The sequence below is a fragment of the Variovorax sp. J2P1-31 genome, from assembly GCF_030317215.1.
GTDB lineage: Bacteria > Pseudomonadota > Gammaproteobacteria > Burkholderiales > Burkholderiaceae_C > Variovorax.
In genome coordinates, this window is sequence record NZ_JASZYA010000001.1 from 664,875 (window position 1) to 690,973 (window position 26,099).

Annotated in this window: 23 protein-coding genes; 15 read left to right on the forward strand and 8 right to left on the reverse strand. The window is 69.3% G+C overall.

Annotation, left to right across the window (positions count from 1 at the left end; genetic code table 11):
- Positions 1–16 precede the first annotated feature (16 nt).
- On the forward strand, positions 17–1,429 hold the full coding sequence (locus QTI20_RS03010) for an MATE family efflux transporter (RefSeq protein WP_286550357.1): 1,413 nt from the start codon (positions 17–19) through the stop codon (positions 1,427–1,429).
- Positions 1,430–1,474: 45 nt separating this feature from the next.
- Positions 1,475–2,170, forward strand: a complete 696-nt coding sequence (locus tag QTI20_RS03015) for an SDR family oxidoreductase (RefSeq protein WP_286550356.1) — start codon at positions 1,475–1,477, stop codon at positions 2,168–2,170.
- Between the two features lie 24 nt (positions 2,171–2,194).
- Here the strand turns inward: QTI20_RS03015 and QTI20_RS03020 are convergent, their stop codons facing one another.
- Together QTI20_RS03020 and QTI20_RS03025 are read right to left on the reverse strand one after the other, a co-directional pair.
- Complete coding sequence (locus QTI20_RS03020) at positions 2,195–2,662, reverse strand: nuclear transport factor 2 family protein (RefSeq protein ID WP_219219748.1); 468 nt, start codon at positions 2,660–2,662, stop codon at positions 2,195–2,197.
- 105 nt (positions 2,663–2,767) lie between these two features.
- Positions 2,768–3,667 carry a LysR family transcriptional regulator gene (locus QTI20_RS03025; protein WP_286550355.1) on the reverse strand — a complete coding sequence of 300 codons (900 nt, stop codon included), beginning with the start codon at positions 3,665–3,667 and terminating at the stop codon, positions 2,768–2,770.
- A 148-nt stretch (positions 3,668–3,815) separates the two neighbouring features.
- On the opposite strand from QTI20_RS03025, the gene QTI20_RS03030 reads away from it, so the two are divergent.
- The gene (locus QTI20_RS03030; protein ID WP_286550353.1) at positions 3,816–4,427 is read left to right on the forward strand and encodes a glutathione S-transferase family protein; all 612 of its coding nucleotides are present in this window, start codon (positions 3,816–3,818) and stop codon (positions 4,425–4,427) included.
- Between the two features lie 22 nt (positions 4,428–4,449).
- The gene (locus tag QTI20_RS03035; RefSeq protein WP_286550352.1) at positions 4,450–6,504 is read left to right on the forward strand and encodes a 2Fe-2S iron-sulfur cluster-binding protein; all 2,055 of its coding nucleotides are present in this window, start codon (positions 4,450–4,452) and stop codon (positions 6,502–6,504) included.
- A 10-nt stretch (positions 6,505–6,514) separates the two neighbouring features.
- On the opposite strand, the gene QTI20_RS03040 is transcribed toward QTI20_RS03035, so the two are convergent.
- Together QTI20_RS03040 and QTI20_RS03045 are read right to left on the reverse strand one after the other, a co-directional pair.
- Positions 6,515–7,024 carry a DUF1993 domain-containing protein gene (locus tag QTI20_RS03040; RefSeq protein WP_286550351.1) on the reverse strand — a complete coding sequence of 170 codons (510 nt, stop codon included), beginning with the start codon at positions 7,022–7,024 and terminating at the stop codon, positions 6,515–6,517.
- Between the two features lie 170 nt (positions 7,025–7,194).
- Positions 7,195–7,875 (reverse strand): TetR/AcrR family transcriptional regulator, encoded by a 681-nt coding sequence (locus tag QTI20_RS03045; RefSeq protein ID WP_183023219.1) that lies wholly within the window; start codon positions 7,873–7,875, stop codon positions 7,195–7,197.
- A gap of 213 nt (positions 7,876–8,088) precedes the next feature.
- Here QTI20_RS03045 and QTI20_RS03050 point away from each other — a divergent pair, with 213 nt between their 5' ends.
- From QTI20_RS03050 to QTI20_RS03070, 5 genes are read left to right on the forward strand one after another with little or no spacing between them, the layout of a single operon-like run.
- On the forward strand, positions 8,089–10,209 hold the full coding sequence (locus tag QTI20_RS03050) for a hydantoinase/oxoprolinase family protein (RefSeq protein WP_286550350.1): 2,121 nt from the start codon (positions 8,089–8,091) through the stop codon (positions 10,207–10,209).
- Positions 10,206–11,930 (forward strand): hydantoinase B/oxoprolinase family protein, encoded by a 1,725-nt coding sequence (locus tag QTI20_RS03055; protein ID WP_286550348.1) that lies wholly within the window; start codon positions 10,206–10,208, stop codon positions 11,928–11,930. Before QTI20_RS03050 ends, QTI20_RS03055 begins: the two co-directional genes overlap by 4 nt.
- A gap of 49 nt (positions 11,931–11,979) precedes the next feature.
- A complete protein-coding gene (locus QTI20_RS03060; protein WP_286550347.1) occupies positions 11,980–12,981 on the forward strand; it encodes an ABC transporter substrate-binding protein in 1,002 nt (333 codons plus the stop codon).
- Between the two features lie 25 nt (positions 12,982–13,006).
- Entirely contained in the window at positions 13,007–13,780 is a 774-nt protein-coding gene (locus QTI20_RS03065) for an ABC transporter ATP-binding protein (RefSeq protein WP_286550346.1), read from the forward strand.
- A gap of 5 nt (positions 13,781–13,785) precedes the next feature.
- Positions 13,786–14,583 carry an ABC transporter permease gene (locus QTI20_RS03070; RefSeq protein ID WP_183023223.1) on the forward strand — a complete coding sequence of 266 codons (798 nt, stop codon included), beginning with the start codon at positions 13,786–13,788 and terminating at the stop codon, positions 14,581–14,583.
- Positions 14,584–14,622: 39 nt separating this feature from the next.
- On the opposite strand, the gene QTI20_RS03075 is transcribed toward QTI20_RS03070, so the two are convergent.
- From QTI20_RS03075 to QTI20_RS03085, 3 genes are read right to left on the reverse strand one after another with little or no spacing between them, the layout of a single operon-like run.
- Positions 14,623–15,354 (reverse strand): aldolase, encoded by a 732-nt coding sequence (locus QTI20_RS03075; RefSeq protein ID WP_286550345.1) that lies wholly within the window; start codon positions 15,352–15,354, stop codon positions 14,623–14,625.
- Between the two features lie 11 nt (positions 15,355–15,365).
- Positions 15,366–16,010 carry a 2-dehydro-3-deoxy-6-phosphogalactonate aldolase gene (locus QTI20_RS03080; RefSeq protein ID WP_286550344.1) on the reverse strand — a complete coding sequence of 215 codons (645 nt, stop codon included), beginning with the start codon at positions 16,008–16,010 and terminating at the stop codon, positions 15,366–15,368.
- Complete coding sequence (locus QTI20_RS03085; protein WP_286550343.1) at positions 16,007–16,888, reverse strand: 2-dehydro-3-deoxygalactonokinase; 882 nt, start codon at positions 16,886–16,888, stop codon at positions 16,007–16,009. Before QTI20_RS03085 ends, QTI20_RS03080 begins: the two co-directional genes overlap by 4 nt.
- A 142-nt stretch (positions 16,889–17,030) precedes the next feature.
- Between QTI20_RS03085 and QTI20_RS03090 the strand changes: the two genes are divergently transcribed.
- The 3 genes from QTI20_RS03090 to QTI20_RS03100 are packed head-to-tail and all read left to right on the forward strand — an operon-like array spanning position 17,031 to position 19,713.
- Positions 17,031–18,005, forward strand: a complete 975-nt coding sequence (locus QTI20_RS03090) for a Bug family tripartite tricarboxylate transporter substrate binding protein (RefSeq protein ID WP_503011369.1) — start codon at positions 17,031–17,033, stop codon at positions 18,003–18,005.
- The gene (locus tag QTI20_RS03095) at positions 18,002–18,949 is read left to right on the forward strand and encodes a 2-hydroxyacid dehydrogenase (RefSeq protein ID WP_286550342.1); all 948 of its coding nucleotides are present in this window, start codon (positions 18,002–18,004) and stop codon (positions 18,947–18,949) included. Before QTI20_RS03090 ends, QTI20_RS03095 begins: the two co-directional genes overlap by 4 nt.
- Positions 18,950–18,966: 17 nt before the next feature.
- Positions 18,967–19,713 (forward strand): FadR/GntR family transcriptional regulator, encoded by a 747-nt coding sequence (locus QTI20_RS03100; RefSeq protein ID WP_286550341.1) that lies wholly within the window; start codon positions 18,967–18,969, stop codon positions 19,711–19,713.
- Positions 19,714–19,750: 37 nt separating this feature from the next.
- On the opposite strand, the gene QTI20_RS03105 is transcribed toward QTI20_RS03100, so the two are convergent.
- The gene (locus tag QTI20_RS03105; protein WP_286550340.1) at positions 19,751–21,538 is read right to left on the reverse strand and encodes a DEAD/DEAH box helicase; all 1,788 of its coding nucleotides are present in this window, start codon (positions 21,536–21,538) and stop codon (positions 19,751–19,753) included.
- Positions 21,539–21,952: 414 nt separating this feature from the next.
- On the opposite strand from QTI20_RS03105, the gene ettA reads away from it, so the two are divergent.
- From ettA to QTI20_RS03120, 3 genes are all read left to right on the forward strand, one after another.
- Positions 21,953–23,614: an energy-dependent translational throttle protein EttA gene (gene ettA / locus QTI20_RS03110; protein WP_286550339.1), complete on the forward strand. Its 1,662-nt coding sequence runs from the start codon at positions 21,953–21,955 to the stop codon at positions 23,612–23,614.
- Positions 23,615–23,741: 127 nt separating this feature from the next.
- A complete protein-coding gene (locus QTI20_RS03115; RefSeq protein WP_286574140.1) occupies positions 23,742–24,905 on the forward strand; it encodes a hypothetical protein in 1,164 nt (387 codons plus the stop codon).
- On the forward strand, positions 24,896–26,092 hold the full coding sequence (locus QTI20_RS03120) for a hypothetical protein (RefSeq protein WP_286550337.1): 1,197 nt from the start codon (positions 24,896–24,898) through the stop codon (positions 26,090–26,092). The genes QTI20_RS03115 and QTI20_RS03120 overlap by 10 nt, the downstream gene beginning before the upstream one ends.
- Positions 26,093–26,099: the final 7 nt, after the last annotated feature.

Sequence of the window (26,099 nt, forward strand, 5' to 3'; positions counted from 1 at the left end):
CGCACCAGGAACTGCGATGACCACCACCTCGGACCTCGACCCCCGCACCCGCCTGCTGCTCGAGGCGCCCATCGTGCCCACCCTGCTGCGCCTGGCCGCGCCCAACGTGGTGGTGATGGTGGCGCAGGCCTCGGTCGGCCTGATCGAGACCTACTTCGTCGGCAAGCTCGGCACCGACGCGCTGGCCGGCATGGCGCTGGTGTTCCCGATCGTGATGCTGATGCAGATGACCTCGGCCGGCGCCGTGGGCGGCGGCATCGCGTCGGCCATCGCGCGGGCGCTGGGCGCCAAGCGCATGGACGATGCGCGCGCGCTGGTGCTGCACGCGATCGCGGTGGCGCTGTGCTTCGGCGTGTTGTTCAGCGTGGTGCTGCTGTTCGGCGGCCGCTGGCTCTATGCGGAGATGGGCGGCAGTGGCGCCTCGCTGGAAGCGGCCGTCACCTACTCGCACTGGGTGTTCGCGGGCGCGGTGCTGGTCTGGCTCTTCAACTCGCTGGCGGCCGTGATCCGCGGCACCGGCAACATGGCGGTGCCCGCCAACGTGACGGTGGCCGGCGTGGTGGTGCTGATCCCGCTGTCGCCGCTGCTGATCTTCGGCTGGGGCCCGGTGCCGGCCATGGGCATCGCGGGCGGCGCGATGGCGCTGCTGCTGTACTACCTGCTGGGCACCGCGGCGCTGCTGTTCTACATGCGCTCGAAGCGCAGCCTGCTCAAGCTCTCGTTCGCCGGACTGCAGCTGCGCTGGCCGCTGTTCCGCGACATCCTGCGCGTGGGCCTGATCTCGGCCATCGCGACGGTCTGCGTCAACCTGTCGATCGGCGTCGCGACCGCCTTGGCCGGCCAGTTCGGGCCTGGCGCCATCGCGGGCTACGGCACCGCCTCGCGGCTCGAGTACCTGCTGGTGCCGCTGGTCTTCGGACTCGGCGCGCCGCTGCTGGCCATGGTCGGCACCTGCATCGGCGCCGGCCAGCGCGAGCGCGCGCTGCACGCCAGCTGGATCGGCGTGGGCATGGCCTTCGCGCTGACTGAGACCATCGGCCTGGCCGCGGCGCTGTTCCCGCGTCCCTGGCTGCTGCTGTTCGGCAACGACCCGGCCATGCTCGAGGCCGGCACGCACTACCTGCGCGCGGTGGGGCCGTTCTACGGCTTCTTCGGCGTCGGCCTGGTGCTGTACTTCGCGTCGCAAGGCGCGGGCCGGCTCTACTGGCCGGTGATCGGCAACCTCGCGCGGCTCGCGGTCGCGGGCCTGGGCGGCTGGCTGGCGCTGCGCTGGAGCGGCGAGCTGACGCAGGTCTTCGTCGCGCAGGGCGTGGCGCTGGTGGTCTACGGCGTGATCACGGCCGCGGCCATCGCCGGCGGCGCCTGGTTCGGCCGCGTGGGCTGGCCGCGCACGCCGCGCGCCTTGATGCAGCGGCTGCAAGGCGCGTAGGCGGTTCCTCATCTCTCCCTTTCCTCCTCACCCCGAAAGCAATCCATGAAGCTCCAAGATTCCGTCGTCTTCATCACCGGCGCCAACCGCGGCCTGGGCCTGGCCTTTGCACAGGCGGCGCTGGCCGCCGGTGCGCGCAAGGTCTATGCGGCCGCCCGCAACCCGGCCAGCATCACGCTCGCGGGCGTGGTGCCGATCGCGCTCGACGTCACCGACGCGGCGCAGGTCGCGGCCGCGGCGCGCGACTGCGGCGACGTGACGCTGCTGATCAACAACGCGGGCATCTCGCTGGGCTCCGACCTGCTGTCGCCCAATTCGGTCGAGAAGGCGCGCGCCGAGTTCGAGACCAACTTCTTCGGCGTCTGGGCGCTGGCCGCGGCCTTCGCGCCGGTGCTCAAGGCCAACGGCGGCGGCGCCATCGTCAACGTGCTGTCGGCGCTGGCCTGGGCCACCTTCCCGAGCGTGGCCACCTACAGCACCAGCAAGGCCGCGGCCTGGTCGCTGAGCAACGGCCTGCGCAACGAACTGCGCGAGCAGGGCACGCAGGTGACCAGCCTGCACGTGGGCTACATGGACACCGACATGACCGACGGCATCGACGCCCCGAAGAGCGCACCGGCCGATGTGGCACGCGTCACGCTCGAAGGCGTGGAAGCCGGTTTGTTCGAGGTGCTGGCCGACGACGTGAGCCGCGGCGTCAAGGCCAGCTTGTCGAGCGCCACGCCGGCTTACGCGGGCTGAGCGCGCGAAGCCCCGCCCGCACCGTCAGAGCCCGAGTTCGCTCAGGCCCGGATGGTCGTCGGGGCGGCGGCCCAGCGGCCAGTGGAACAGGCGCTGGGATTCGTCGATGGCCAGGTCGTTGATGCAGGCGAAGCGGCGCTTCATCAGGCCGTCGGGCGCGAACTCCCAGTTCTCGTTGCCGTAGCTGCGGAACCACTGGCCCGAGGCGTCATGCGATTCGTAGGCGTAGCGCACCGCGATGCGGTTGCCGGCAAAGGCCCACAGCTCCTTGATCAGCCGGTAGTCGAGTTCCCGCGCCCACTTCTGTTCGAGGAACGCGCGCGCGGCCTCGCGGCCCACGGGGAAGTCGGTGCGGTTGCGCCACACGGTGTCTTCCGTGTAGGCCAGGCTGACGCGCGCGGCGTCACGGGTGTTCCAGCCGTCTTCGGCCAGGCGGACCTTCTGCACCGCGGTCTCGTGCGTGAAGGGCGGAAGGGGTGGGCGCGTGTCCATGGCGGGGCTCCTGTGGATCGATGGGTGACGATGCCTGGAAGGCTAGCACCGGGCCCCGCGCTGCAGTGCTGCGGAATCGGCAATGCACTTTTCTTCGCCGCGGCCTCACTGCAGGTTCGGGTTCTGGCGCAGCGTTTCCACCGCCATGTCGATGAAGGCGCGCACCTTGCGCGTGGCATGCCGGCCTTCGCGGTGCACCACATGAATGGGCAGCGCGGGGCGCTCGAAATCCTCGAGCACCAGCTTCAGCGTGCCCTGCTGCAGCGCCTGTGCGATGTGGTACATCGGCAGCCGCGTGATGCCGAAGCCCGCGCTGGCGGCATCGGCGGCCGACTCGTTGGTGTTGGTCGACAGCCGCGGCTGGAAGCGCACCTGCACCGGCTTGTCGCCCTCGAGGAAGCGCCACTCCAGCGTGGGCGACACGCCGGTGGCGGCCACGATCACGTGCGCGGCCAGGTCCTCGGGCCGCTGCGGCACGCCGTGGCGCGCCAGGTAGTCGGGCGAGGCGCAATGCACCTGCCGCACGCGGCCGACCCGCGTGGCCTGCAGCGATGAATCGGGCAGGGCGCCGATGCGCACCGCCACGTCGACGCCTTCGTCGACCAGGTTGACCACGCGGTCGAGGAACCAGCACTGCATGTCGACCTCGGGGTACTGCCCGAGGTAGTGACGCACGATGGGCGCGACATGGATGCGGCCGAAGTTCACCGGCGAGGTGATGGTCAGTTGCCCGCGCGGTGCGGCATGCGTGCCCGCGGCCGAGCTTTCCACCTCCTCGAGCTCGGCGAGCAGGCGCCGGCAGCCGTCGGCATAGCCGGCACCGGTTTCGGTGAGCCGCACGAAGCGCGTGGTGCGCGTGAGCAGGCGCGTGCCCAGGCGCTCCTCGAGCTCGGTGACGGCGCGCGTCACCACCGAGGGCGAGACGTTGAGCTTGCGCGCGGCGGAGGCGAAGCCGCCGGTGTCGACCACGGCCAGGAAGGCCGACATGGCCTGTATGCGATCCATACCCGGGTTCCTCCGCGCCAGCGTGTCGTTGTTCGTGAATCGGCAAGAGTGACTTGCCGCAGACGGGGATTCTAGAGAGCGGCCGAAGAAAAGATCATCGAGCCCAAGCCGGTGCCACCGGTCCTTTTCCCGAACCCTGGAGATCCCCATGAAGCTCTACCACCACCCGCTGTCCGGCCACTCGCACCGCGCCCGCCTGTTCCTGTCGCTGCTCGGCGTGCCGCACGAACTGGTCGAGGTCGACCTGGCCCAGCGCGCCCACAAGGCGCCCGAGTACCTGCGCATCAACCCCTTCGGCCAGGTGCCCGCGCTCGACGACGCCGGCACCATCGTGACCGACTCGAACGCGATCATGGTCTACCTCGCGCGCAAGCTGGGCAAGACCGAATGGCTGCCCACCTCGCCCCTCGCCGAGGCGCGCATCCAGAAGTGGCTCAGCGTGGCCGCCGGGCAGATCGCCTACGGCCCGGCCGCGGCGCGGCTGATCACGGTCTTCGGCGCCGACTTCCGGCCCGAGGAGGTGATCCAGCGCGCGCACGGCGTGCTGGCGCTGATCGAGGCCCAGCTGTCGTCGCAGGCCTTCATCGCGGCCGCGCAGCCGACCATCGCCGACGTGGCGCTCTACAGCTACATCGCCCGCGCGCCCGAAGGGCATGTCGATCTCTCGGCCTATCCCCAGGTGCGCGACTGGCTCGCGCGCATCGAGGCGCTGCCGGGCTTCGTCGACTTCCAGCGCACGCCGGCGGGGCTCGAGGCCTGAGCCTTCACGAAAGCGCACCGCCATGTCGAACCCGTCCCCACCGCGTCCCGACTCGCCCTGGCATGCGGGCGAGCTCGCGATCCAGCAGAGCGTCGGCGTGGTCGAGCACATGGATCGGCCGGGCCGGCTCTATGTGCGCAGTTTCCTGCTCGACCAGCACCGCACCTTCTATCCGCTGCTGCCCTCCATCGCGATCGGCGCGGTCGACCGTGCGGGCGATGTGTGGGCCACGATGCGGGCCGGCGCACCCGGCTTCCTGCAGTCGCCCGACGCGGGCACGCTGCAGGTGCGTTCGCGGCGCGACCCAGTCGATCCGGCCGAGGCGGGCATGGAAGACGGCGATGCGCTGGGCATGGTGGGCGTCGACCCGATGACGCGACGGCGCAACCGCGTCAACGGCACGGTGCGGCGCGAGGGCGCCGAAGGCTTCGACCTGGCGGTCGCGCAGAGCTTCGGCAACTGCCCGCGCTACATCCAGAACCGCCGCTTCTCGCTGGTGCGCGATCCACAAGAACCGGCCCGGCCAGCGGCCGTGCATCTCGATGCACTCGATGGGCGCGCACGGCAGCTGATCACGGCCGCCGACACCTTCTACGTCGCCTCGTACGTGGACCGCGAAGACGGCACGCGCCAGGTCGACGTGTCGCACCGCGGCGGCAAGCCGGGCTTCGTGCGCATCGGCGACGACGGCGTGCTCACCATCCCGGATTTCAACGGCAACCTGTTCTTCATGACGCTGGGCAACCTGCAGTCGAACCCGAAGGCCGGCCTGCTCTTCGTCGACCCGGCCACGGGCGACATGCTGCAGATGAGCGGCGACACCGAGCTGCTGCTCGACTCGCCCGAGATCGCGGCCTTCGAAGGGGCCGAGCGCCTGTGGCGCTTCAGGCCGCGGAAGCTCGTGCATCGCCCCGAAGGCCTGCCGCTGCGCTGGACCTTCGAGCCCGACGGCTGGTCGCCCCACCTCGCGCGGACCGGCGACTGGACGCAGGCCGCGCAGCGCCTCGAAGCGGCGGCATGGGCCGAACGCTGGCGGCCCTTTCGCGTGACGCGCACGGTGGACGAGAGCACGACGATCCGCTCGCTGCATCTCGCACCCGCCGATGACATCGCGCTGATCCCGCACCGGGCCGGGCAGCACCTGCCGATCCGCGTCGTGTTGCCCGGCACCGAGGCGCCGGAGCAGCGCAGCTACACGCTCTCGAGCGCGCCGGCCGATGGCGCCTACCGCATCAGCATCAAGCGCGAGGGTCGGGTGTCGCGGCACCTGCATGCGCTGAAGGAGGGCGACATGCTCGAAGTGCGCGCGCCCGCGGGCCGCTTCACGCTCGATGCGGCGCAGCGCCGGACGGCCGTGCTGCTGGCCGCGGGCGTCGGCATCACGCCCCTGCTCGCGATGCTGCGGCACGTGGTGCACGAGGGCGCGCGCACGCGCACGCTGCGGCCGACCTGGCTGTTCCAGTCGGCGCGCACGCTGGCCGAGCGCGCCTTCGATGGCGAGATCGCCGCGCTGGTGCAGAAGAGCCAGGGCGGCGTGCGCTGGGTGCGCGTGCTGAGCGCGCCGCAGGAGGCGCAGCCGGGGCCGGACTTCGAGGCCGAAGGCCGCATCGACATGGCGCTGCTCCAGGCCACGCTGCCTTTCGGCGACCACGACTTCTACCTGTGCGGCCCGCCGGCGTTCATGCAGTCGGTCTACGACGGCCTGCGCGGCCTCGGCGTGGCGGATGCGCGCATCCATGCCGAAGCCTTCGGGCCCGCGTCCTTGCAGCGCAGCGGAAGCGACCGACCGATGCTGCCCGCGGCCACGCAGCCGGTGCGCCTGGTCTTCGCCACCTCGGGCAAGGAAGCGCGCTGGAAGCCGGGCGACGGGTCCTTGCTGGAAGCGGCCGAGGCGCGCGGCCTGGCGCCGGCCTTCGGTTGCCGCGGCGGCAGCTGCGGCACCTGCAGCACGCGCGTGCTGCAGGGCGCGGTCAGCTACGCCACGCCGCCATCCTTCACGGTGGCGGAGGGCGCGGCGCTGGTCTGCTGCGCGGTGCCGGCGGCGTCTTCAGGCGAGGCCTTGCACCTCGCGCTGTGAGCGGCAGGGCTCAGTACGCGCCCATGTAGTCGCGCTTGCCGACCTCGACGCCGTTGTGGCGCAGGATCGCATAGGCGGTCGTCACATGGAAGAAGAACTGCGGCAGGCCGTAGTGCAGCAGGTAGGCGTTGGCCGAGAGCTTCTTCTCCTTGGGCGTGCCGGGGCGCAGCACGATCTCCAGCGATTCGCTGGCCGCGAACTGTTCGGGCGTGAAGCTCGCCAGATGGTCCTTCGCCTTGGCGATCAGCGCCTGCAGGTCGGCGAAGCTGGTCTCGGTGTCGGGCCACGAGGGCACGGGTGCACCCGCGAGGCGCGAGCCGATGCCCTTGGCGAAATCCGCGGCGATCTGCACCTGGCGCACGAGCGGGAACATGTCGGGGAACAGGCGCGCCTGCAGCAGGGCGGCGGGCTCGATCTTCTTGTCCGTGGCGTGGGCCTCGGCCTTGGCGAGCACATCGGAGAGGGCGCCCAGCATCTGCTGGAGGACGGGAATGCTGGCGCTGTAGAGGGGGCTGGTCATGGGTGGGTTCTTTTCTTGGGGAAGGCGCGGACCGATGGCGCTTGCGTCCCGGTGGGGGCTGCAAGCATGGTCTGCGGGAGAGCGTGCGCCCGGCGAATCGCGCGGGCGAGTGCGCATGGTAAGGCACGGCCCGGCGTCGGCGAGGCCTGCCGGTCCGCGCACGCCGCGGCTCAGGGCGCCGGCCGGACGCCGTTGCTGCTTCCCTTGTCGCACAGGTAGCTGATCACCATGTCGGCCACATGCGCCAGCCGGCCTTTCACGCGTTCGGGCGCGCCGAGGTCCACGTCCAGCACATAGGACAGCGTGTAGCGGTTCGTGATGAAGTACGAACCAAGGCCGGAGATCGACACGTAGAGATCGACCCAGTCGGCATCCTCGCGGAACACGCCCTGGGCCTTGCCCTTCTTCAGCACCTCGGCCAGGGCGGTGCGCAGCGGATTGAACATCGCCGGGATCAGCTTGGACTTGCGGATGTGCGCAGCCTTGTGCAGGTTCTCGGTCGACAGCAGCTGCAGGAAGTCGGGCTGGTCGATGAAATGCTGCGTCGTCTTCATGACCAGTTCGCGCATGTCGGCCACCGGGTCGTCACCCGTGAGCGCGAGCTCGTTCTGCCGCTCGCGCATGGCACCGTAGGCCTGCTCCATCACCTCGATGAACAGGGCTTCCTTGCCTTCGAAGTAGTGGTAGATCAGGTTTTTGCTGATCTTGCATCGCGCAACGATGGCATCGATGCGTGCGCCGTCGTAGCCACGCGCCGCGAACTCCTTGCTCGCGAACTTGATGATGCGCTCGCGGCTTGCCTGCGCGTTGCGTGGACGTTTTTTGGCGGCGGCGGGAGGGGGGGCTGTCATGGACTCGGAGGGTGGCACCGGACGGGCGGCCCGGCGCCCGGAGTTTACAGATCCCATGGCCAGCACCCGAGAAAACCCGATGCACGAACACGTTGACAGAGGTCCATTGCGTCTCCTATATTTCGCTCGTTGTTGTACTGGATGGTTAGTTAGTTAGCCGTCCTGGTCGCAGGATTATCAACCAGCCGCAAGGCACAGGAATCGGAGTGGCGGATGAACTTGAAAAAGCACGCTTCCAAAGGCGTTCGGGTCGGCTGTGACATCGGAGGCACCTTCACGGACATCGTCCTGGCGATGCCCGACGGACGGCTCTACGTGAACAAGACCTCGACCACGCCCGACGACCTCGGGCGCGCGATCGTGCAGGGGCTCGGGTCGCTGATCGAGCAGGCCGGCGTATCGCCCGGCGACATCACCGAGATCGTGCATGGCACGACAACGGCCTCGAACACCATCTTGCAGAAGGTCGGCGCGCGCACGGGCGTGCTGACCACCGAGGGCTTTCGCGACGTGCTCGAGATCGGTCGCATCCGCACGCCCACGATGTTCGACCTCGGCTGGTCCAAGCCCGAGCCGCTTTCGCCGCGCCGCTGGCGCCGTGGCATCCGCGAGCGCATCGATGCGCAGGGCCGCATCGTCACGCCGCTCGACGAGGCCCAGCTGCTGGACGAGGCCCGCGCACTGGTAGACGAAGGCGTCGGTTCGATGGCGGTCTGCTTTCTCAACAGCTACATCAACCCGGTCCACGAACTGGCGGCCAAGGCGCTGCTGCAGGCGAACTTTCCGTCGCTGCTGTTGAGCGTGTCGTGCGAGGTGCTGCCGGAGATCAAGGAGTACGAGCGCACCAGCACCACGGTCGTCAACGCCTACATCCTGCCGGCCATGCGCACCTACCTGGCGCGCCTGCGGAAAGACCTCGAACGCATGGGTGTGAAGGCCTCGCTGCAGGTCATGGCCTCCAACGGCGGGATGATGGGCATTGCCTCTGCCACCGACAAGCCGGTCTTTGCGGTCGCCTCGGGCCCGGCGGGCGGGGTGGCGGGCGCGGTCGAGATCGGCCACCTGGGCGGTGACGCCGACCTGATCGTCTTCGACATGGGCGGCACGACCGCCAAGGCTTCGATCATCGCGGGCGGCCAGCCCTCGCTGACCAACGAGTACGAGTTCCGCGACGGCATCAGCGCCCCCAGCCGCTTCGTCAAGGGCGGCGGCTATGTGCTCAAGGTGCCGGCGATCGACATCGCCGAGGTGGGCGCCGGTGGCGGCTCCATCGCGTGGATCGATGCCGGCGGCCTGCTCTGCGTCGGCCCCGAGTCGGCGGGCGCGACGCCCGGCCCCGCCTGCTATGGCAACGGCAATGACCGCCCGACCGTGACCGACGCCAACATGGTGCTGGGTTACCTCAATCCGCGCGCGCTCGCCGGAGGCAGCCTGCGCGTGTCACCCGAACTGTCGAAGGCGGCGATCGAACGCCACGTCGGCGGACCGCTGGGGCTGGACCTGCTGGCCGCCGCGCATGGCATCCGGCAGGTCGCGAACGTGAACATGGCGCGCGCGATCCGCGCGGTGACGGTGGAACGCGGCCGCGATCCGCGCGACATGTCGATGATCGCCTTCGGCGGCGGCGGGCCGCTGCACGCGGTGTCTGTGGCCCGGCTGCTCGGCATCCGCAGGGTGATCGCGCCGATCATGGCCGGAGTCTTCTGCTCCGCCGGCATGCTGTCGGCGGACGCCGAGCACAACTTCGTCAAGGCGGTGCTGAAGCCGCTCGCCGGTTGCGCGCCGGCCGAGCTGGGCAGCATCGCGGCCGCGCTCGGCGACAAGGGCTATTCGGTGCTGGCGTCCGAGGGCTATCAGACGGAAGACGCGACCATCGTGCTGGCCGCCGACCTGCGCTACGTAGGGCAGAGCTCCGAGCTCACCGTGGCGCTGGCCTCCGCGCATTTCGGCCCCGTGGCCATCGAACAGCTGGTGCGCGACTTCCAGGCGATGTACCACCAGACCTTCGGCTACAGCAGCGATGAGCCGCTCGAGCTGGTCAACCTGCGCGTTTCCGCGCGCGGCCGCAGCAAGCACCGGCTCGATTTCGCGACCTGCCAGGTGGACGGCACCGCGCTGCAGGGCGAGGCCGGCACGCGCTCCGTGAGCTTCGCCGCCAACGAGGCGCCCGTGGCCACCCGCGTCGTGCCGCGCGCCCAACTGACACGGGCGCCTGAACAGGGGCCGCTCGTGATCGAGTCCTACGACACCACCATCGTCGTGCCGCCGCACTGCAGCGCCCATGCCGACGCCGTGGGCAACATCATCATCGACCTCCAGGAGCAAGCCGCATGACCACGCCCATCGACCCGATCACCTTTGCCGTGATCAAGAACGCGATGGATGCCATCGTCGACGAAGTCGCCTACACCGTGCTGCGCACCGCGCGTTCGGAGATCGTCAAGGACGTCATGGACTACTCGGCCGCGATCTGCGACCGCGATGGCCAGATGATCGCGCAGGCCAAGACCATCGCGCTGCACCTGGGCGCCATCCCCGAGGCCATGGCGGCAGTGAAGGCGCGCTATGGCGACAGCCTCGCACCCGGCGATGCCGTGATCGTCAACGACCCCTACCAGGGCGGAATGCACCTGCCGGACATCTTCATGTTCGTGCCCTTCTTCTACCAGGGCGAACTCGAAGGCTTCTGCGTGGTGATCTGCCACCACACCGACGTCGGCGGCCGCGTGCCCGGCTCGAATGCCAGCGACTCGACGGAGATCTACCAGGAAGGCCTGCGCATCCCGGTCGTGAAGCTGTACGAGGCCGGCGTGGTCAACGACACGATGGAACGCGTGATCGCTCAGAACGTCCGGCTGCCCGACCGCGTGCTGGGCGACCTGCGCGCGCAGTACGCCGCCTCGCAGGTGGGCGTGCGCGAGCTCACCGGCCTGCTCGACCGTTACGGGCGCGAAGCCGCGCGCACCTACTTTGCCGAACTGCTCGACTACGCGGAACGGCTCACGCGCGCCGAGATCCGCACCTGGCCCAAGGGCACCTTCACCTTCGAGGACTTCATCGACGACGACGGCCTGTCGCCCGAGCCGATCCCGATCCGCGTGGCGCTCACGGTGCACGAGGACCATGTCAGCGTGGACTACACCGGCTCCTCGCCGCAGGTGCGCGCGGCCATCAACTCCACCCGCTCGTACACCAACTCCTGCACCTATCTGAGCGTGCGCTGCGCGCTCAAGGGCGACGTGCCGAACAATGCCGGCGTGTTCCGCTGCGTGAGCATCCACGTGCCCGAAGGCTCGGTGCTCAACCCGGTGGAGCCGGCGGCCGTGGCGGCGCGCGCGCTCACCGGCTACCGCGTCTTCGACACCATGCTCGGCGCCCTGGCGCAGGTGGTGCCCGACCGGATTCCGGCCGCGGGAGAAGGCGGCAACACGGTGGTCTGCCTCTCGGGCCAGGACGACACCGGCAAGCCGTACATCATCGTCGACATGATTTGCGGTGCCTGGGGCGCGCGGCCGCATGCCGATGGCGTCGAGGCCATCACGAACGCCTCGCAGAACCTGTCGAACACGCCGGTCGAGACGCTGGAGGCCCAGCATCCCGTGCGTGTCGAGGCCTATGAGATGGAGCCCGACTCCTGCGGTGCGGGCCGCTACCGTGGCGGCCTGGGCATCCGCCGCAGCTACCGCGTGCTGGCCGACGACGTGCTGCTGCAGCTGCGCGCCGACCGCATGAAGTTTCAGCCCTATGGCCTGAACGGCGGCGGCCCCGCCAGGGCCGCGTCCAACACGCTGGCGCATGGCGACACGGTCGAGGCGCTGCCAAGCAAGGTCGGCATGCGAATTGCTCGCGGTGACCAGGTGACGCACATCCAGCCGGGCGGCGGCGGTTTCGGCGACCCGCTGCTGCGCCCGCTGCCCGAGCTCGAGCACGACGTCTGGAACCACAAGCTCAGCGCGGCCTTCGTGCGACAGCACCACGCCGCTGTCGTCGACCCGGCCACGGGCAAGGCAGATCTGGCCGCTACCCATGCCTTGCGCGCCATGTTGCCCGTCTGAGCGGACGGCCTGAAGACATTCCCACGATCCACCGCAACCGGAGAAAACAATGAAACGACGGACCCTGAGCCAAGGACTGGCGGCCATGCTCGCCGCGCCCGCGCTGTCGCTGGGCAGCCTCCCGGCGCGCGCGCAAGGCGCCGAGAAGCTGCGCGTTCGACTCGATTTCTCGCCCTGGGGCCTGCATGCCGCCATGCACCTGGCACAGCAGAAGGGCCTGTTCAAGGCCCAGGGCCTGGACGTGGAGGTGCAGGACGGCACCGGCACCATCTCGACGCTGCAGTTGCTGGCCGCCGACCAGGTCGACATCGGCCAGGTGGCGCTGGGCACGATGGCGGTGGCCAAGGAGAACGGCCTGGACCTCGTGTCGATCGCCGGTTTCGCACGGACCGGCGACCTCGCGGTGATGGTCGACGAGACGCTCGGCGTGAAGTCGCCTCGGGACCTCGCGGGCAGGAAGATCGTCTGTTTCACCACCAGCCCTTGGGCGCCGTTCATCGAGCCCTTCCTGAAGGCCAACGGCATGAGCAAGGGCAGCATCGGCTTGGTCATGGTGGCGCCCAGCGCGATGATCTCGACCTACGCCTCGGGCAACAGCGACGGCTTCATGTCGCAGGCGCCGTTCGGCCAGCCGATGGTGCTGAAGACCCGCAAGTCCTCGGCGCTGCTGCTGGGCGACAGCGGCATCAGTTTCCCGAGCTACGGCTTGGCGGCAACGCCGAAGGCGCTCGCGGCCAAGCGCGATGCCATCGCCAGGTTCGTTCAGGTGCAGGTGCGCACATGGCAGTACATCTACGACGGCCACATCGACGAGGCGGTCGGGGCCGTCGTCGCCCAGCGGCCCAATGCGCGGCTCGACCCCGAGGTGCTGCGCGGCCAGATCACTGCCTACCGCAGTTTCTTCGAAAGCCCCTCCGCCAGGAACCAGCCCTTCGGAGTGCAGAACGACGCCGACTGGACCGCCGCCATCCGGTCGATGGAACAGACCGGCCAGATCAAGCCCGGCCACAAGCCCTCGGACTACTACACCAATGCGCTGCTTGCCGTCTGACCTCCCCCTCGCGAGGAACCCCTCCGTGTCCAGCTTTCTCGAGATCGAGCGCCTCAACAAGGTCTATGCCTCTGAGCGCAAACCCATCCACGCGCTGCAGGACATCGACCTGCACATCGAGGAGGGCGAGTTCGTCTGCATCGTCGGGCCCAGCGGCTGCGGCAAGAGCACGCTGATGCGTTGCATGGCGGGCCTGGAGCCGATCACCAGCGGCAGGCTGGCGCTGCATGGGCGGCCCATCGATGCGCCACCGGACGACATGGGCGTGGTGTTCCAGCGCGACCTGCTGCTCGAATGGCGCAACATACTCGACAACGTGCTGGTGGCGGCGGAGTTCCATGACCGCGACCGGCGCGAACTCGAGCCGCGTGCGCGCGAGTTGCTGGGCCTGTTCGGCCTGTCGGCGTATCTGGACCGCTTTCCGCGCGAGCTGTCGGGCGGCATGCGGCAGCGGGTCTCGATCTGCCGCGCGATGCTGCTCGACCCGCAGTTGCTGCTGATGGACGAACCCTTCGGCGCGCTCGACCCCTTCACGCGCGACGAGCTCAACGCCGAGCTGCAGCGCACCTGGCTCGAGACCCGCAAGACGGTGGTCTTCATCACGCACTCGATCACCGAGGCCGTCTTCCTGGGCAGCCGCGTCGTGATGATGGCGCGCGGGCCCGGGCGCATCGCCGACGTGGTGCCCATCGAGCTGGAACGCCCGCGCGGCCTCGAGGTGCGCGAGACCGCGGCGTTCGCCGCCTATGTCGCACGCATCCGCGACACCTTCCGAGAAATCGGCATCTACAAGGGCTGAACACCATGAAACAACTCTGGGTACGCACGCAGCGCAGCCGCCAGGCCCTGCTTTCGCTCGTGGTGCTGCTGGTGATCTGGGAGGCCTGCGTGCGCCTGCTGGGCATCCGCGACTTCCTGCTGCCGGCGCCGTCGAAGATCGCGGGTCAGTTCTTCGCGCAACCCGGCTACCTGCTGATGGAGAGCCTGGACACGCTGCGGACCACGGTCTACGGCTTCGCGCTCGCGCTGCTGCTGGGGGTCGCGGCGGCCATCGGCATCGTCTATTCCAAGTTCCTGGACCGGACGCTCTACTCGCTGCTCGTGGCGCTCAACGCAGTACCCAAGGTCGCGCTGGCGCCGCTCTTCGTGATCTGGATGGGCACCGGCGCCATGCCCAAGGTGGCGATCGCGATGCTGATCGCGATCTTCCCGATCCTCATCGACACCGTGCTCGGCTTGCGCTCGACCGACCCCGACATGCTCGACATGGCGCGGGTGAACCATGCTTCGCGCGCCAAGATGCTCTGGAAGATCCGCTTCCCGAACGCGATGCCGAGCATCTTCGCGGGCATGAAGGTGGGGGTGTCTTTCGCGCTGGTGGGCACCATCGTCGGGGAGTTCGTGGCCGGGGAATCCGGGCTCGGGCATGTGATCCTGGTGGCGCAGGGCAGCTTCGACACCTCGACCGTCTTCGTGGCGCTGGCCTTGCTCTGCCTCATGGGCGTGCTGCTGTTCAAGGCCATCGAGTTCGCGGAGATCCGTCACCTGGGCTGGCATTCGTCGCAGCGAGAGAAGCCCGCGCCGAACGGCGTTCCGGCCTGAGGGAGCGACGAGCGGGCCGGGCTTGCGGCACGCGCGACCTCAGGGCAGCAGCCGGCGCAGCGCCTCGAAGAACAGGTCGGACTGCTCGCGCTCGCCCTGCACCTGGGCCGCCACGCGCGCAGCCAGCGCGGGGTCGACCGGTGCCAGCGGCCGGCCGGTCGATTGCGCGAGCACCTGGTGCAGGCAGGCGCGCTCCAGGTAGTAGAGGTCGTCGTAGGCATGGGCGAGGGTGGCGCCCGCGACGATCACGCCATGGTTGGCGAGGAAGGCCACGTCCCTGCCGTCGGCCATGCTGCGCGCGATGCGCTCGCCCTCGGCATCGTCGAGCGCCAGGCCGTTGTACTGCGCGTCGATCGCGATCCGGCCCATGTAGCGCATCGCGTTCTGGCTCAGCGTGGGGTCGAGCGCGCGGTCGCTGGTGAGCGTGAGCGCGGTGGCGTAGGGCATGTGGCAATGCAGCACCACCGCATGGCCCGTGAGGCGGTGCACCGCGCCGTGGATGAACAGCGCGGTCGGCTCGACGCGGTGGCGTCCGGCCAGCACCTCGCCGTGCAGGTCGATCAGCACGATGTCGTCGGCCCGCACCTCGCTCCAGTGCAGACCGCGCGGGTTGATCAGATAGCGGTCGACGCTGCCGGGCAGCGTCACGCTGAAGTGGTTGCACACGCCTTCGGACAGGCCGTGGTGCGCGGCGGCGCGCAGGGCGAGCGCGAGGTCTTCGCGCAGGCCCTGGACCTGGGGGCTGGCGTACTGGGCGTCGGCGTTCGGCATGGGACGGGCTTTCAGGTGCGCAGGGCGTGGTTCCAGGCGGCGGCGAACTGCAGCGCATCCTCGCGCACCGCGGCGGCGCTCTTGCCGGGCTTGTAGAGCGCGGAGCCGATGCCGAAGCCGGTGGCGCCCGCGGCGCGCCAGGCGTCCATGTTGGCCGGCGTGATGCCGCCCACCGGCATCAGCGGCGTGCCCTTGGGCAGCACCGCGAGCCAGGCCTTGACCACCGCGGGCGAGGCCGCCTCGGCCGGGAACAGCTTGAGGCCGGTGGCGCCGGCGGCGAGCGCGCCGAAGGCCTCGGTGGGCGTGGCCACGCCGGGCAGGCTCACCATGCCGAGCCGGGTTGCCTCCGCCACCACCTCGGCGTTGAAGTTGGGCGCGACGATCAGCGCGCCGCCGGCCGCATGCACCTCGCGCACCTGCTGCGCCGTGAGCACCGTGCCGGCACCGACCAGCGCGGCGGGGAAGCGCTGGCGCAGCAGCGCGATGCTCTCCAGCGGCTGCGGCGAATTGAAAGGCACTTCGAGCAGCTCGAAGCCGGCTTCGGTCAGTGCGTCACCGACGGCGGGCGCCTCGGCCGGCGTGAGGCCCCGCAGGATCGCGACCAGCGGGAGTCGGCGCACGGCGGCGTGGAAGGTGTCGAGGGCAGCGGTGCTCATGGTGCGAGGGTGGTGGCCACGGCATGCAGCCCGGCCCAGGTCGCTTCGGCGCCCAGGGTCCGGCTGGCCACGCCGCTGGCATGGAGGGCCAGCGCATAGCGCTGGGTGAGGGCGGGCGAGCCGATCAGCACGACCTCGCCCGCGGCGCGCAGCGACTGCGTGCGCAGCTCTTCGCCGATCAGCAGGCCCGAGAGGTAGCTCGCCAGGTCGGCCGCCGACATGCGCTCGAACAGCGCCAGCGTGCGCGCGCCGAAAGCGTTGTGCAGCAGGCCTTCGTTGTTGGCCGACTGCATCACGCCCTGCAGGAAGGCGGCCTCGTCGAGCGGCGCCGTGGTGTCGAGGGTGCGCGCCAGGATCGAATGGGTGCCGAGCAGCGCATAGAACTCGCCGGTCATGAAGGTGCGGAAGCCCGCCACGCGGCCCTCGGCCACGCGCACCCATTTGTTGTGCGTGCCGGGCAGCACGAAGAGGCCGTCGCGCAGGCCGGTCAGCGCCATGGCGCCGAACAGCTGCACCTCCTCGCCGCGCATCACGTCGGGCACGCCGTCGTGCTCGTCGCTGAGGCCGGGCACCATCGCCACGCGGCCGGGCTGGACCTCGATCACCTTGGCCGCGATCTCGGCGAGGCCGGCCGGGCAGGCGCAGTAGGGGGCTTCGACCCAGCCCTGCTTGCTGCCGGCCATGCCGGAGATCAGGCAGCGCGTGCCCGAGGGCGCCATCCAGGCGCCGAACAGTTCGTCGAAGACGGCCCCGAAGCCGCCGGCCGGCACGCTCAGGATGCCGCGTGCGTGGCTCTGTTCCTCGAGCACCTTTCCATCGGCATCCAGCAGCGCGCCGCGCAGCGAACTCGTGCCCCAATCAACTGCGACCCAATGCATCGTGGCGTGTCTCCGGCTTCATCGTCATGGCGTCCGCATCCCAGGGTTTCTCCTGCGGAAACGGCATTTTCAATCATCATATGATAAGCCGGCGAGCCCGGGCAGACCCGGATGGCCGCACCCCCCATACCGGAGACAGAGCATGCAAGACACCCTCTCGGCGCAGCGCCGCCACCTTCTGCAGGGCCTCGGCGCGATGCTGCTGCCGCTGCCTTTCGCCGCCTTCGCCGACGACTACCCCAGCAAGCCGGTCGAGCTGGTGGTGCCGGCCTCCGCGGGCGGCGGCACCGACGCGCTGGCGCGCGGTTTCGCCGAGATCGCGAAGAAGCATTTCCCGCAGCCCTTCATCGTCAACAACAAGCCCGGCGCCAGCGGCGTGGTCGGCATGGGCGAGGTGCTCAACAGCAAGCCCGACGGCTACAAGGTGTCGGTGGTGATCGCCGAGCTGGTGATCCTGCCGCACCTGAACCTGTCGAAGTTCACCTATGCCGACTTCCGTCCCATCGCGCGGCTCAACGCCGACCCGTCGGCGATCACGGTCAAGGCCGATGCGCCCTGGAACACCATCGAGGAGTTCCTCGCGGCATCCAAGGCCAAGCCCGGCGAGATGCGGGTCGGCAACTCGGGCAACGGCTCGATCTGGCATCTCGCGGCCGCGGGCCTGGAAGACAAGGCCGGCGTCAAGTTCAACCATGTGCCCTACCAGGGCGCGGCACCCGGCGTGGTGGCGCTGCTCGGCGGCCACATCGATGCGGTGGCCGTGAGCCCGGGCGAGGTGGCGGTGCACGTGCAGGCCGGCAAGCTCAAGATCCTGGCCGTGATGGCCGACCAGCGCCTCAAGGCCTTCGACAAGGTGCCGACCCTGAAGGAACGCAAGATCGACCTGTCGATCGGCACCTGGCGCGGCCTGGCCGTGCCCAAGGCCACGCCGACCGCGGTGGTCGACGTGCTGCGCGCCGCGGCGCGCAAGACCGCCGAGGAGCCGGCGATGCGCGAGGCGCTCGAGAAGCTCAACCTGGGCTTCTCCTACCTCGACGCGGCCGAGTTCGGTCAATCGATGGAGCGCGACCACCTGTACTTCAAGGAGCTGGTGCAGAAGGTGGGGATCCGCGCATGAGCGTCGAACGCCCGGAGGTGCTGGTCGTCGCGCCGGTGATGCCCTTCCTGATGGACGCGCTGCGCGGCGCGGTCACCGTGCACGACCGCCTGCACCTGAACGACCCGTCCGCCTTCGCGGCGGCGGCGCCGCGCATCCGCGCGGTGGTCGCGACCGGCGAGTCGAAGGTGCCGGCCGCGCTCATCGCGCAGCTGCCCGCGCTGGAGATGATCACGGTGTTCGGCGTCGGCTACGACGGCGTGGACGTGGCGGCGGCCCGGGCGCGCGGCATCCCCGTGACCCACACGCCCGGCGTGCTCAACGACGACGTGGCCGACCTCGCGCTGGGGCTGCTGATCTCGGCGGCGCGGCGCATCCCGCAGGCCGATCGCTTCGTGCGCGGCGGCGAATGGCTCAAGGGCCCGATCCCGGTGGCGCGCAAGGTCGCGGGCAGCCGGCTGGGCGTGGTCGGCATGGGCCGCATCGGCCAGGCGATCGCGCAGCGCGCGCTGGCCTTCCGCATGGACGTGGCCTACACCGCGCGCTCGCCGCGCGAGAACCTGCCCTACACCTACCACCCCGACGCCGCATCGCTGGCCGCCGCGGTCGATTTCCTGGTCGTCATCACGCCCGGCGGCGCGGCCACGCGCGGCCTGATCGATGCCAAGGTGCTGCAGGCGCTGGGCCCGCAGGGCTACCTGGTGAACGTGGCGCGCGGCAGCGTGGTCGACCAGCCGGCGCTGATCGCGGCGCTGCAGGCCGGCACCATCGCCGGCGCCGCGCTCGACGTCTTCGCCGACGAGCCCCACGTGCCGGCCGAATTGCTGGCCATGGACAACGTGGTGCTCACGCCGCACATCGGCAGCGGCACCAGGCAGACGCGCGAGGCGATGGCGCAGCTCACCTTCGACAACCTGCGCGCGCACTTCGCGGGCGAGCCGCTGCTCACGCCGGTCCCGGCCTGAGAAGGTCGGCACAGGCGATGGCCAAGAACGCGCACGGCCAGACGGTCGACCTGCTGGGCGAGGCGATCGTCTCGGGCCGCTACCCGGAAGGCGGCGTGATCCCGCCCGAGCCGGTGCTGGGCCAGGAACTGGGGGTGAGTCGCACGGTGGTGCGCGAGGCCATCAAGGCGCTCGCCGCCAAGGGCATGGTCGTGACCGGGCCCAAGGTCGGCAGCCGGGTGCTGCCGCAGCAGGACTGGAACTGGTTCGATCCCGACGTCATCACCTGGAAGGCCAAGGTCGGCCTCACGCCCCAGTTCCTGCGCGACCTGCAGGACCTGCGGCGCATGGTCGAGCCGGCCGCGGTGCGCCTGGCGGCCGAGCGCGCGACCGCGCAGGACCTCGCGGAACTGGAGGACGCCTATGCCGGCATGGCGCAGGCGGTGGCGGCGCGCAGCACCGACTACACCACGCACGACCTGCGCTTCCACCACGGCCTGCTGCGCGCGGCGGGCAACCTGATGCTGGCGCAGATGAGCAAGGCGCTGAACGCGCTGCTGCGCACCAGCTTCGAGATCTCCAGCACCCTGCACAACGGGCCCGCGCTGTCGCTGCCGCGGCACCGCGCGGTGCTCGATGCGGTGCGCGCGCGCGACCCGGACGAAGCCGAGCGCGCGGTGCTGGCGCTGATCGACAGCGCGCGCAGCGACATCGAAGCGGTGCTCGGTGCGCGGTCGCCCGCGCCATCCGACCGGCCAAGCAAAAGGGCGCCGAAGCGCCCTTGAGGAGAGTGGAGTGCTGCCATCGAGGGCAGCAGCCGGCTCAGCGGCCGAAGGAACGGCCACCGCCGCCGCCCGAGCGGCCACCACCGCCACCGCCGTAACCACCGCCGCCGCCGGAACGACCACCACCGCCGCCGCCGCCCGAGCGGTTGCCGCCGTAGCCGCCACCACCACCGCCGCCGCCGCGACGGCCGCGGCCGCCACCCATGCTGTCGACGCTGGTGCGCAGCGGATCGGGCTGGCCGTCGCCGCCGCCGACCGATTCGGCGCGCAGGTGCGCGACCTGGTTGGCCTGCGTCGGGCTGTGGCTGTTGCCGTGATGGCGCGGTTGGCGCTCGTCATGCGGCAGGCCTTGCGGTGCATGGTGCGGCGCGCGCGCCGGACCCTGCGGGCCGCGGCCCGGACCGCCTTGCGGACGCGGTGCCTGGCCGCGTGCCGGGCCTTGGCCGCCACCGCCGCCGCTGCGCGCACCCTGGGGTGCCGCACCGCCGCCGCGGCGTTGACCGCCACCGCCGCCGCCGCCGTTGCCGCCGCCCTGGCCGGCCTTGTTATCGCGCACGCGCTGCAGCATCTCGGTGCGTGCGGCCTTGGCGGCCGCCTGCATCACTTCGCGGCTCGGCGGACGACCGGCACCGCCCCAGATCGTCTGGCGACCCATGGCGATCGGCTCGGCGCGTTCGCCTTCCTCGGGGCCGAAGCCGTCGACGACCTTCACCGGGATCTGCTGCTTGGTGAAGCGCTCGATCTCCTGCATGAAGCCTTCCTCGTCCAGGCAGACCAGGCTCACGGCCTCGCCGCTGTTGCCCGCGCGGCCGGTGCGGCCGATGCGGTGCACATAGTCTTCGCTGACGTTGGGGATCTCGTAGTTCACGACGTGCGGCAGCTCGTCGATGTCGATGCCGCGGGCCGCGATGTCGGTCGCCACCAGCGCGCGGATGGCGCCGGTCTTGAAGCCGGCCAGGGCCTGGGTGCGTGCGCTCTGGCTCTTGTTGCCGTGCAGCGCCATCGCCTCGATGCCGTTCTTGGTCAGGAACTCGGCCACGTTGTTGGCGCCGAACTTGGTGCGCGTGAACACCAGCACCTGGCTCCAGTTGTGCTCGTTGATGATGTGGGCGAGCAGGGCCTTCTTCTTGCCGCGGCCGACCGGGTGGATCACCTGGGTGATGCGCTGCACGGTGGTGTTGCGCGGCGTGACCTGGATGCTCTGCGGGTTCTTGAGCAGGTTGGCGGCCAGGTCACGGATCTCGTCGCTGAAGGTGGCCGAGAACAGCAGGCTCTGCTTTTCCTTGGGCACCAGCGCGAGGATCTTCTTCACGTCGTGGATGAAGCCCATGTCGAGCATGCGGTCGGCTTCGTCGAGGATCAGGATCTGCACCTGCGACAGGTCGAGCATGCCCTGCTGCTGCAGGTCGAGCAGGCGGCCGGGCGTGGCCACGAGGATGTCGACGCCCTTCTTGAGCTTGCTGATCTGCGGGTTCATGCCGACGCCGCCGAAGATCACGGTCGAGTCCAGCTGCAGGTACTTGCCGTAGGTGCGCACCGACTCTTCGACCTGGGCCGCGAGTTCGCGCGTGGGGGTCAGCACCAGCGCACGGATGCCGGTGCCGCCGAACTTGTTGGTGGCGCTGCGGCTCATGGTGAGCTTGTGCAGCATGGGCAGCGTGAAGGCCGCGGTCTTGCCGGTGCCGGTCTGGGCGCCGCCGAGCAGGTCGTGCCCCTCGAGCACCACGGGGATCGCCTGGGCCTGGATGGGCGTGGGCGTGTCGTAGCCGTGTTCGAGCACAGCCTTCAGGATGGCCGGGGCCAACTTCAGATCTTCAAAAGTCATTTGGAAGCAATAGCGCCTTGCATGGCGCAGTGGCATCGGCCCACCGCGGTGCCCTTTGTTGGGGCGACCCGGTCAGTCAAGGCTGATGTATCAAGGGTGGGAGCCGAGAGCCAGTCGCATGGGTGTGCGCAAAGCCTTCTTGTCCCCGGCAGAAGAGCCGCTGTTGCGGGCAACTGGACCCGGCAACGAAGGCCCATTGTCGCATGAGTCGGCGCTGTGCCTCCAAATGTCGTGCGCAAGGCCTTGCGGCGCGCGGGTGGGCGCCGCTAAAACCTCGGGCCCGGTGCCGGAACGGGGCGGCGCCGGCGGGGCCACCCACGCCATTGGGGATAATAGAAGGTTCGCCGCCCCTCGCTGACCGCCCGCAGCGCCTGGCGCGGCCCTTGTTCCAACCTGTTCCAACCTGCAAGAGATATGGCTCAATACGTCTATTCGATGAACCGCGTCAGCAAGACCGTGCCGCCCAAGCGGCAGCTCTTGAAAGACATTTCGCTCTCCTTCTTCCCCGGCGCCAAGATCGGCGTGCTCGGCCTGAACGGCTCGGGCAAGTCCACGCTGCTCAAGATCATGGCGGGTGTGGACAAGGAGTTCGAGGGCGAGGCGCTGCCGATGCAGGGGATGACGATCGGCTATCTGGAGCAGGAGCCCAAGCTCGACGCCGAGCACACGGTGCGCGAATCGGTGGAGGAGTCCATGGGCGCGGTGTTCGCGGCCAAGGCGCGCCTCGAAGAGGTGTACATCGCCTACGGCGCCGAAGACGCGGACTTCGACGCACTGGCCGCCGAGCAGGCCCAGCTCGAAGCCGTCATCGCCACCGCCGGCACCGATTCCGAACACCAGCTGGAAATCGCCGCCGACGCACTGCGCCTGCCGCCGTGGGACGCGAAGATCGGCCTGCTGTCGGGCGGCGAAAAGCGCCGCGTGGCGCTGTGCCGCCTGCTGCTGTCCAAGCCCGACATGCTGCTGCTCGACGAACCCACCAACCACCTGGACGCCGAATCGGTGGAGTGGCTCGAAGTGTTCCTGCAGCGCTTCACGGGCACCGTGGTGGCCATCACCCACGACCGCTACTTCCTCGACAACGCGGCCGAGTGGATCCTGGAAATGGACCGCGGACGCGGCATCCCATGGAAGGGCAACTACAGCACCTGGCTCGAGCAGAAGGGCGAACGCCTGGCGCAGGAGCAGAAGAGCGAAGAAGCCCATGCCAAGGCCCTGAAGAAGGAACTGGAATGGTCGCGCCAGAACCCGAAGGCGCGCCAAGCCAAGAGCAAGTCGCGTCTGGCTCGCTTCGAAGAGCTGAGCGACATGGAATACCAGAAGCGCAACGAAACGCAGGAGATCTTCATTCCTGTGGCGGAGCGGCTGGGCCAGCAGGTGTTCGAGTTCCACAACGTCAGCAAGTCCTTCGGCGACCGCATGCTGATCGACAACCTGAGCTTCACCGTGCCGCCGGGCGCGATCGTCGGCATCATCGGCCCCAACGGCGCCGGCAAGTCGACGCTGTTCAAGCTGCTCGCGGGCAAGGAACAACCGGATTCGGGCGAGGTCGTGATCGGCCAGACCGTGAAGATGGCCTTCGTCGACCAGCATCGCGACGAGCTGGCCAACAGCAAGACCGTGTGGGAAGACATCTCGAACGGCCTCGACATCATCAACGTCGGCAAGTTCCAGATGGCCAGCCGCGCATACGCGGGCCGCTTCAACTTCAACGGCGCGGACCAGCAGAAGAAGGTCGGCACGCTGTCGGGCGGTGAACGCGGCCGCCTGCACCTGGCCAAGACCCTGATCGCCGGCGGCAACGTGCTGCTGCTGGACGAACCGTCGAACGACCTGGACGTGGAAACCCTGCGTGCGCTCGAAGACGCGCTGCTCGAATTCGCCGGCACCGTGATGGTCATCAGCCATGACCGCTGGTTCCTCGACCGCATCGCCACCCACATCCTCGCGGCCGAAGGCGACAGCCAGTGGACCTTCTTCAACGGCAACTACCAGGAGTACGAAGCCGACAAGAAGAAGCGTCTCGGCGAAGAGGGCGCGAAGCCCAAGCGCATGCGCTACAAGGCCCTCAAGTAAGCCTTTCGAATGCATACCAAAAAGCCAGCGCCTCGCTGGCTTTTTTCATTGAAAAGGCCTTTGTCTGACAGGGCAAATAACACTTACTCACATAGACTCGCCGAACTTTACATAACGAGGGGGACGGATGGTTCGGCATTCCAGATGGGTGGCTTTTCTCTTTCTTTTTTGGGGAGGCCTCGTCGGCCAGGCACTCGCGCTGAGCGTCTCGCTCGCCGGCTTCGCCTACTCGGGTGATGCGGCCAGCATCACGGCCCGTTTCCCGCATTCGCAGCGCCTCGACAAATCGCTGGGCGCGGGCGGCATCAACGGCCTGATCCGGCAGGTGGTGGCGGCCCAGCCGCCGACCGCCTTCGAGCTCGACACGGCCAACCTGATGGAACTCAAGGGCCGCGACCAGGCAATCGCCGTGGCGCTGATGCTCAACGGCGAGACGGTGTCGACCGAGCGCTTCGGCGGTTTGTCGAAGGTCTTCATCCAGCTGCGCGCGCAGGCCATGTTCTTCGACTTCAAGACCATGACCGTCCTTCGCGCCTATCCGTTCAGCGTGGCCTATGTCGACCTGCTCGACCATGCGCCCACCGAGGACGAGATCGCCGAGCGCGTGCGCACGCTCTACCTGGGCGCGGGCACCACGCCCGGCATCCTGAACCGCTTCTCCGAAGCGCTCGCGCGCGCCAGCCTGCCGGCCCAGGTGCCGCGTTTCCTGCAGGTCTCGCAGGCCACCGTCAGCGATGAAGTGCGCAAGCTGCTGCCGGCCGAACTCGCGAGCCAGCCCGGCGTCGCCGAGACCTGGGTCGCCGACATGCTGGCCGAAGCCATCTCCAGCCGCACCGGCGTGCCGATCCTGCCCTACGCCAAGGGCTATGCGATCGGCAAGGTGATGTCGATGCGCGTGGCCGACGGCTCGGTCTACGAGCTCAAGCTGCCCGAGCCCGACTACGCGATCTCGGTGGACCTCACGCGCTTCGGCCGCTTCGAGCACGCCAAGGTCGCGGCCGGCACCAGCTACATCTACGCCTCGAAGGTCGCGGTCAAGGTGCAGCAGCCGCTGGCCAACCGCGTCTACATGAATTCGGAATTCAAGAACGGCGAGGTCAAGACCGTGCCTTCTTCGCAGCGCAGCGTGGACGACTTCCCCGCCTACAGCGACAGCCTGCGCGGCCTGTTCACCAAGCTCTCCGGCGTGCTCGCCGGGGGCAATGATCCGTGGCTCAAGGATGCGGCCGCCGCCCCGGACATCGACAAGCAAATCACCGCCACCAAAGAGGTCATCCAGTCATGCAAATAGCCTTGCCACTCGCCGCGCCGATCGCGCGCCATCCGATGCGCAGCGTCGTCCTGATGCTGCTCGCCTTTGGCCTGTTCTTCATGGTCCTGGCCGCGCACGCGCAGGTCGCGACCGCCCGCGGCAAGGCCTCGGTGACCTACGAGGGCTCGGTGTTCGGCAGCAAGGCCAGCCCCGAGGTCAAGGAGCGCGCGATGCGCGAGGCGCAGGTCAAGGCGGTCGAGTTCTACTACGCCGAAGCCGGCGAGTCCGAGTCGGCCAACTTCGACGCGATCCGCGAGCGCGTGGGCGCCAACCTCGACAAATTCATCCTCGACGCGACCGTCCTCGACGAGCAGGACCAGACCGACAAGCGCGTCTACACCGTCACGGTGCGCACCTCGATCAACGTGGCCAAGCTGCGCAACGCGGTCAAGGCCGGATCGGCCACCACGGCCACGGCCAAGGGCGACCGCTCCAAGCTGACCTTCCTGTTCGTGTCGCGCCAGGTCGATTCCGAGAAGACCTTCGACGACCGCGTCTACCAGCGCGTGGACCGCGGCGTGAAGGTCGATGCGCAGGGCTCCGACAAGCGCCGCGGCGCCGAGGGCGAATCGATCCGTGGCGGCCAGATCGGCACCAACGCATCGCGCAGCCGCGAAACCGCGTTCGAAGCCAAGCGCACCGACACCATCGAGACCGGCGGCAGCACCACGCGCCGCGCGAGCGAATCGACCTGGCGCATCTTCCCGAGCGCCAACCTCAATTCGGTGTTCACCGGCATCTTCGCCTCGGCCGGCTTCAAGGTGCTCGAGGCCGGCTTCGTCGAGCCCTACACCAACGGCCTCATGAAGATCAAGAACGTCGAGAACGACTACAAGACCGGCAACGACCTCGACCCCGCGACACTGCGCGACGTGGTGCGCGGCCTGCAGGCGGCCCAGGTGCCGTACCTGGCCTTCGGCACGCTCGACGTGGGCCTGACCGATACCGATCCGTCCAGCGGCCTGCAGCGCGTGGCCGTGACCGTGACCGGCAAGATCCTCGACCTCACCAGCGGCATCCCCGAGAACATCTCGACCGTCGGCCCGGTGCAGTACGCCGGCGTCGGCCCGACCGAAGCCGAAGCCCGCGGCAACGCGCTCAAGAAGGCCGCCGACAGCGCGGCGCGCGAACTCGTGAGCCAGGTCACCAACCTCGGCCTGCGCTGAACGCCGC